At 72.7% G+C, this 6,194-nt stretch carries 6 protein-coding genes; 5 read left to right on the forward strand and 1 reads right to left on the reverse strand.

Annotated elements, in window-relative coordinates:
- From sucB to lipB, 3 genes are all read left to right on the forward strand, one after another.
- On the forward strand, positions 1–1,085 hold a 1,085-nt coding region (gene sucB, locus ACTIDRAF_RS0218395; RefSeq protein ID WP_026066245.1), incomplete at its 5' end, for a 2-oxoglutarate dehydrogenase, E2 component, dihydrolipoamide succinyltransferase.
- Between the two features lie 184 nt (positions 1,086–1,269).
- Positions 1,270–2,160 (forward strand): TIGR01777 family oxidoreductase, encoded by an 891-nt coding sequence (locus ACTIDRAF_RS0218400; RefSeq protein WP_016700196.1) that lies wholly within the window; start codon positions 1,270–1,272, stop codon positions 2,158–2,160.
- Between the two features lie 93 nt (positions 2,161–2,253).
- Positions 2,254–3,042, forward strand: coding sequence for a lipoyl(octanoyl) transferase LipB (lipB, locus tag ACTIDRAF_RS0218405; protein ID WP_026066246.1), 789 nt, complete (start codon positions 2,254–2,256; stop codon positions 3,040–3,042).
- A gap of 9 nt (positions 3,043–3,051) precedes the next feature.
- Here lipB and ACTIDRAF_RS0218410 read toward each other — a convergent pair whose 3' ends face one another.
- The gene (locus ACTIDRAF_RS0218410) at positions 3,052–3,987 is read right to left on the reverse strand and encodes an LLM class F420-dependent oxidoreductase (protein WP_026066247.1); all 936 of its coding nucleotides are present in this window, start codon (positions 3,985–3,987) and stop codon (positions 3,052–3,054) included.
- A gap of 133 nt (positions 3,988–4,120) precedes the next feature.
- Here ACTIDRAF_RS0218410 and ACTIDRAF_RS0218415 point away from each other — a divergent pair, with 133 nt between their 5' ends.
- On the forward strand, positions 4,121–5,047 hold the full coding sequence (locus ACTIDRAF_RS0218415; RefSeq protein ID WP_016700199.1) for an oxidoreductase: 927 nt from the start codon (positions 4,121–4,123) through the stop codon (positions 5,045–5,047).
- Positions 5,048–5,135: 88 nt separating this feature from the next.
- Positions 5,136–6,137 (forward strand): lipoyl synthase, encoded by a 1,002-nt coding sequence (gene lipA / locus ACTIDRAF_RS0218420; RefSeq protein WP_016700200.1) that lies wholly within the window; start codon positions 5,136–5,138, stop codon positions 6,135–6,137.
- Positions 6,138–6,194: the final 57 nt, after the last annotated feature.

Genomic DNA, 6,194 nt, shown 5'->3' on the forward strand with positions numbered 1-6,194 from the left:
AGGAGGCGCCCGCCGAGGCACCGGCCGCCGCGCCGCAGGAACAACCGGCTCCGGCCGCCGCTCCTGCTCCCGCCGCTCCTGCTCCCGCCGCTCCTGCCCCCGCCGCTCCTGCCCCCGCCGCGCCGCAGCAGGCGCAGCCGAGCACGGAGGGCGGGGCGAACCCCTACGTCACCCCGCTGGTGCGCAAGCTCGCCAACGAGAACGGCATCGACCTCAGCACCCTCCAGGGCTCGGGCGTCGGTGGTCGCATCCGCAAGCAGGACGTGCTCGCCGCCGTCGAGGCCAAGAAGGCCCCCGCTCAGCAGGCACCGGCCCCGGCCACGGGTTCCGCGCCCACCCCGGAGCCCGTGCGGGAGAGCGAGCTGCGGGGCAGGACCGAGAAGCTGTCGCGGCTGCGGCAGGTGCTCGCCACCCGCATGGTCGAGTCGTTGCAGACCGCCGCGCAGCTCACCACCGTCGTCGAGGTGGACGTCACCCGGATCGCTCGGCTGCGGGCCCGGGCCAAGGCGGCCTTCGCCGCCCGCGAGGGCGTCAGCCTGTCCTTCCTGCCGTTCTTCGCCAAGGCCACGGTGGAGGCGCTCAAGCAGCACCCGCAGCTGAACGCCTCCATGGACCTGGAGAAGAAGGAGGTCACCTACCACGGTGCCGAGCACCTGGTGATCGCGGTGGACACCGACCGTGGCCTGATGGTCCCGGTGGTCCACAACGCGGGTGACCTGAACCTCGCCGGGCTCGCTCGCAAGATCGCGGACGTCGCCGAGCGGACCAGGACCAACAAGATCACGCCGGACGAGCTCAGCGGCGGCACCTTCACGCTGACCAACACCGGCAGCCGGGGCGCCCTGTTCGACACGCCGATCTTCGCCCAGCCGCAGGTCGGCATCCTCGGTACCGGCGCCGTCGTGAAGCGGCCCGTCGTGGTCAGCGACGAGTCCGGTGGTGACACCATCGCCATCCGGTCGATGGTGTACCTCGCACTGTCCTACGACCACCGCCTGGTGGACGGCGCCGACGCCGCCCGGTTCCTGGCGACCATCAAGCAGCGGCTGGAGGAGGGCGCGTTCGAGTCCGACCTCGGCCTCTGACGCCGTCACCGCGCTGACACCCGGGCCCCGCCACCACCGGTGGCGGGGCTGGGCCCGCCGCCGTTCGACACCGGGACGGGCGGCCGCGACCGCCTCCGGCGCCTGACGCCGCGTCCGGTCGACCACCCCGCCCATCCGCCGGGGCGGACTCGCGTCGACGCCGCCGATACGTCACGATCAAGGAATGCGCGTCGTGGTCGCTGGTTCCTCAGGTCTCGTCGGCTCCGCCCTGGTGTCCACTCTCGAGGACGCCGGCCACGAGGTGGTGCGCCTCGTCCGCCGGCCGGCGACGGCGACCGGAGAGCGGAGCTGGGACCCGCCGGCCGGCCAGGTCCCCCACGACGCCATGGAGGGCGCCGACGCGGTGGTGAACCTTTGCGGGGCGTCGATCTTCGGACGCCGGTGGAACCACGCCAGGAAACAGGTGCTGCGGGACAGCCGGCTCGTCCCCACCGAGGTCCTCAGCGCCGCCGTGGCCCAACACCGGGTCCCCGTGCTCGTCAACGCCTCCGCCGTGGGCTACTACGGCGACACCGGGGACCGTGCCGTGGACGAGACCGCCCCGCGGGGATCGGGGTTCCTCGCCCAGCTGTGCCACGACTGGGAGGACGCGGCGCGCCCCGCGCGGGAGGCCGGTGCCCGTGTCGTCCTGGCCCGCACCGGCATCGTGCTCAGCTCCGACGGGGGGCTGCTCCGCACGCTGCGTCCCCTCTTCTCCCTCGTGCTGGGCGGCCGGCTGGGCAGCGGCGGCCAGTACCTGTCGTGGATCAGCATGGACGACGAGCTGGCCGCGCTCCGGTTCACCCTGGAACGCGACGGCGTCGACGGCCCCGTGAACCTCACCGCGCCCGCTCCCGTGACCAACGCCGAGTTCACCCGCATGATGTCGACCGTGCTGGGGCGCCCGGCCCCCTGGGTGGTCCCCGGTGTGGCGCTGCGCGCCCTCCTGGGCCAGATCGCCGACGAGCTGGTGCTGACCGGCCAGCGCGCCGTGCCGAAGGTGCTCTCCGAACACGGGTTCCAGTTCCACCACCCCACGCTGAACTCCGCGCTGGTGGCAGCGTTGAACGACTGAGCCGTCGGCCACCGCGTCCCCTCCTGTGGCGTCGCCCGCACCCGGGCCGGCCACGCCGGCGGGCCCCGCGCCGCCCGGCGTAGGGTCAGATCCGTGCGCAGCAACGACGAATCCCCCCGCTCCGCTCCGTCCACCTCGTGCCGGTCGACGAGTGACCCGGTGGTCGTGCGGCATCTCGGGCTCATCGATTACCAGCGGGCCTGGGACCTCCAGCGTGAGCTGGTCGCCGCCCGGCAGGCGGGCGACGGCCCCGACACCCTCCTCCTGCTCGAACACCCCTCGGTGTACACGGCGGGCAAGCGGACCCGGCCGGCGGACAAGCCGCAGGACGGCACCCCGGTCATCGACGTCGACCGGGGCGGGATGATCACCTGGCACGGCCCCGGGCAGCTGGTCGGCTACCCGATCGTCGAACTCGTCGAACCGGTCGACGTCGTCGACTACGTCCGGCGGTTGGAGCAGGCGCTGATCTCGGTGTGCGACCAGCTGGGCGTGCGCACCGGACGGGTCGAGGGGCGCAGCGGCGTCTGGGTACCCGCCGACGAGCGGGGCGGCGAACGCAAGATCGCCGCGCTCGGGATCCGGGTGCAGCGGGGCGTGACCATGCACGGCCTGGAGATCAACTGCGACCCCGACATGTCGGCGTGGGACCGCATCGTGCCCTGCGGGATCCGCGACGCGGGCACCACGTCCCTGACCGCCGAGCTCGGGCGGCCCGTGACGGTCGCCGAGGTCCTGCCGCTCGTCGAACGGGCGGTGCTCGACGCACTGGAAGGCGTGCTACCGGTGACGCACCGCCCGGCGCGGCCGGAGCCGGCGGAACCGGCCGGGGCCGGGGCGGTCACCTTCGCCCTCGACTCCCGGATCCAGTCCGCCGGCTGAGGTGGGCGCTCACCCGAGCTGGGGCGCCACCTCCGAGGCGACCAGCTCCACGTGGTCGAGGTCGGCCAGGTCGAGCACCTGGAGGTACAGCCGGCTGACACCGGTCCGCTCCCGCCACTGACCGATGCGGTCGACGATCTCGTCGGGCGTGCCGGCGAGCCCGTTCCGCCTCAGTTCCGGTACCTCCCGGCCGATCGCGGCCGCGCGGCGGGCCACCTCCGGCTCGTCCCGGCCCGCGCACAGCACGAGCGCGGCGGAGCGGAGGATGTCGCCCTCCGGACGACCGGCGGCCACCGCCGCCCGGTCCACCCGGTCGAACTGCGCCGCCGCCTCCTCGATGTCGACGAAGGGCAGGTTGAACTCGTCGGCGAACCGCGCGGCCAGCTCCGGCGTGCGCTTCTTGCCCTTCCCGCCGAGCAGGACGGGCGGCCGCGGCCGCTGCACGGGCTTGGGCAGCGCCGGCGAGTCGCTGAGCTGGTAGTGGCGTCCGTCGTAGTCGAAGGTCCCGCCCTCCGGCGTGCCCCAGAGACCGGTGATGATCTCCAGCTGCTCCTCGAAACGGTCGAACCGTTCGGCCAGCGGTGGGAACGGAACGCCGTAGGCGGTGTGCTCCTCGGCGTACCAGCCCGTGCCGAGTCCCAGCTCGACCCGGCCGCCGGACATCTCGTCGACCTGGGCGACCGTGATCGCGAGCGGGCCGGGCAGGCGGAAGGTCCCCGCCGTCACGAGCGTGCCCAGCCGGATCGTGCTGGTCTCCCGCGCGATGCCGCCCAGGGTCACCCACGCGTCGGTGGGACCAGGCAGACCGGAGACCGAGCCCATCTTCAGGTAGTGGTCGGAACGGAAGAAGGCGCCGTAGCCGGCCGACTCGGCGCACTGCGCCACGCGGAGCAGATCGGTGTAGGTAGCGCCCTGCTGGGGTTCGGTGAACACCCGGAGTTCGATGCGATCGTTCACGGGATCCAAGGGTGCAGTGCCGCCGGACCGAGGGCCAACCGGGGGGCACCCACGTGGCGGAGGGCACGGTCGGAGCAGGGGCGGCGTAGCACCACGGGCCGGCGCACGGTAGTTGTGAGCTATGCCCAGATGGAGCGCAACCCAGATCCCCGACCAGACCGGACGCAACGTCCTCATCACCGGAGCGAACTCCGGGTTGGGGCGCTACTCGGCGGCCACCCTCGCCAGCCGTGGCGCCCGCGTGTTGTTGGCCTGCCGCTCCGCCGAGCGGGGACAGCAGGCGGTGGACGAGATCCGCGACGCGGGCGGTGAGGCCGAGCTGGTCGAGCTCGACCTCGCGGACCTGTCCTCGGTGCGGCAGGCCGCCAGCACCGCCAGGGCCCTCTGCCCCGGGGGCATCGACATCCTGATGAACAACGCGGGTGTGATGGCGCCGCCGCTGTCCCGGACCCAGGACGGGTTCGAACTCCAGATGGGGGTGAACCACCTGGGCCACGCCGCGTTGACGTGGCTGCTGATGCCCAGCCTCATGCGGCCCGGGGCTCGGGTCGTGACCCTCAGTTCCATCGCCCACCGAGCCGGGGCGATCGACCTGAGCGACCTGAACTACGAGTACCGCAAGTACAACGCGGGGCGGGCCTACGGACAGTCGAAGCTGGCCAACCTCCTCTTCGCCTTCGAGCTGGACCGCCGGGCCAGGGCGGCTGGTCTCGACCTGCTCAGCGTGGCGGCGCACCCGGGTGTGACGGCCACCGACCTCGGCGGCAACATGGCCAGGGCCCGGGGCAGCTCCTGGATGGAGAAGGGGTGGGGGTTGCTCAACCGGGTGGTGAACCAGCCCGTCGCCGACGGTGCCGCGCCGCAGCTGTACGCGGCGACGATGCCGGACGTGCGCTCCGGTGACTACTACGGCCCCGACGGCCCCGGCGAGGCCAGGGGCGGTCCGAAGAAGGTGTCCTCGACCGCCGCCGCCCAGGACACCCGGGTCGCGGCCGAGCTGTGGGACCTCACGGCGACGCTCACCGGAGTGACGCCCGATCCACGCTGAGTGCCGGTCGGGTGCCAGGTCCACGTCCTCCACCGGGTCCTCGACCGGATGGCGTGGACCACAGCACGACGACGCGTAGGGTGGGCGTGTGACGGTCGCACCGGAGGGGCGCAAGCTGTTGCGACTTGAGGTCCGCAACAGCCAGACGCCCATCGAGAAGAAGCCATCCTGGATCAAGACGCGCGCGCGCATGGGTCCGGAGTACCGCGAGCTCAAGGGGCTGGTGCGGCGCGAGGGCCTGCACACGGTCTGCGAGGAGGCCGGCTGTCCCAACATCTACGAGTGTTGGGAGGACAGGGAGGCCACCTTCCTGATCGGCGGCGACCAGTGCACCCGCCGGTGCGACTTCTGCCAGATCGACACCGGGCGGCCGGCGGCGCTGGACCGCACGGAACCGCGCAAGGTCGCCGAGTCCGTCCAGGCGATGGGTCTGCGGTACTCCACGGTCACCGGAGTGGCCAGGGACGACCTGCCCGACGGCGGCGCCTGGTTGTACGCCGAGACCGTGCGCCAGATCCACGAGCTCAACCCGGGCACCGGTGTCGAGCTGCTGATCCCGGACTTCAACGCGGACCCGGACCAGCTCGCCGAGGTCTTCTCCAGCCGGCCCGAGGTCCTCGCGCACAACGTGGAGACGGTCCCGCGCATCTTCAAGCGCATCCGGCCGGGCTTCCGCTACGAGCGGTCGCTGCGGGTCATCACGGAAGCCAGGAACGCGGGTCTGGTGACCAAGTCGAACCTGATCCTGGGTATGGGCGAGGAGCCCGACGAGGTGACCGAGGCGCTCCAGTCGCTGTACGACGCGGGCTGCGAGATCATCACCATCACCCAGTACCTGCGGCCCAGCGTCCGCCACCACCCGGTGGAGCGGTGGGTCAAGCCCGAGGAGTTCGTCGCGCACAGCAGGACGGCCGAGGAGATCGGCTTCACCGGTGTCATGGCCGGGCCGCTGGTCCGCTCCTCCTACCGCGCCGGTCGGCTGTACGCAGGCGCGGTGCGCCGTCGCGGCGAGGAACTGCCGGAGAACCTGCGCCACCTGCTCAGCGAGAGCCCTGCCGCGCAGGAGGCCAGCGCCCTGCTGGCGCGGTGAGACCCCAGGGCCGCTCCCGCTCGGCGCGGGGGCGGCCCGTTCTCGACCGGCTGGCGG

Origin of the sequence: Actinoalloteichus spitiensis RMV-1378, assembly GCF_000239155.1 — a bacterium.
GTDB classification, from domain to species: domain Bacteria; phylum Actinomycetota; class Actinomycetes; order Mycobacteriales; family Pseudonocardiaceae; genus Actinoalloteichus_B; species Actinoalloteichus_B spitiensis.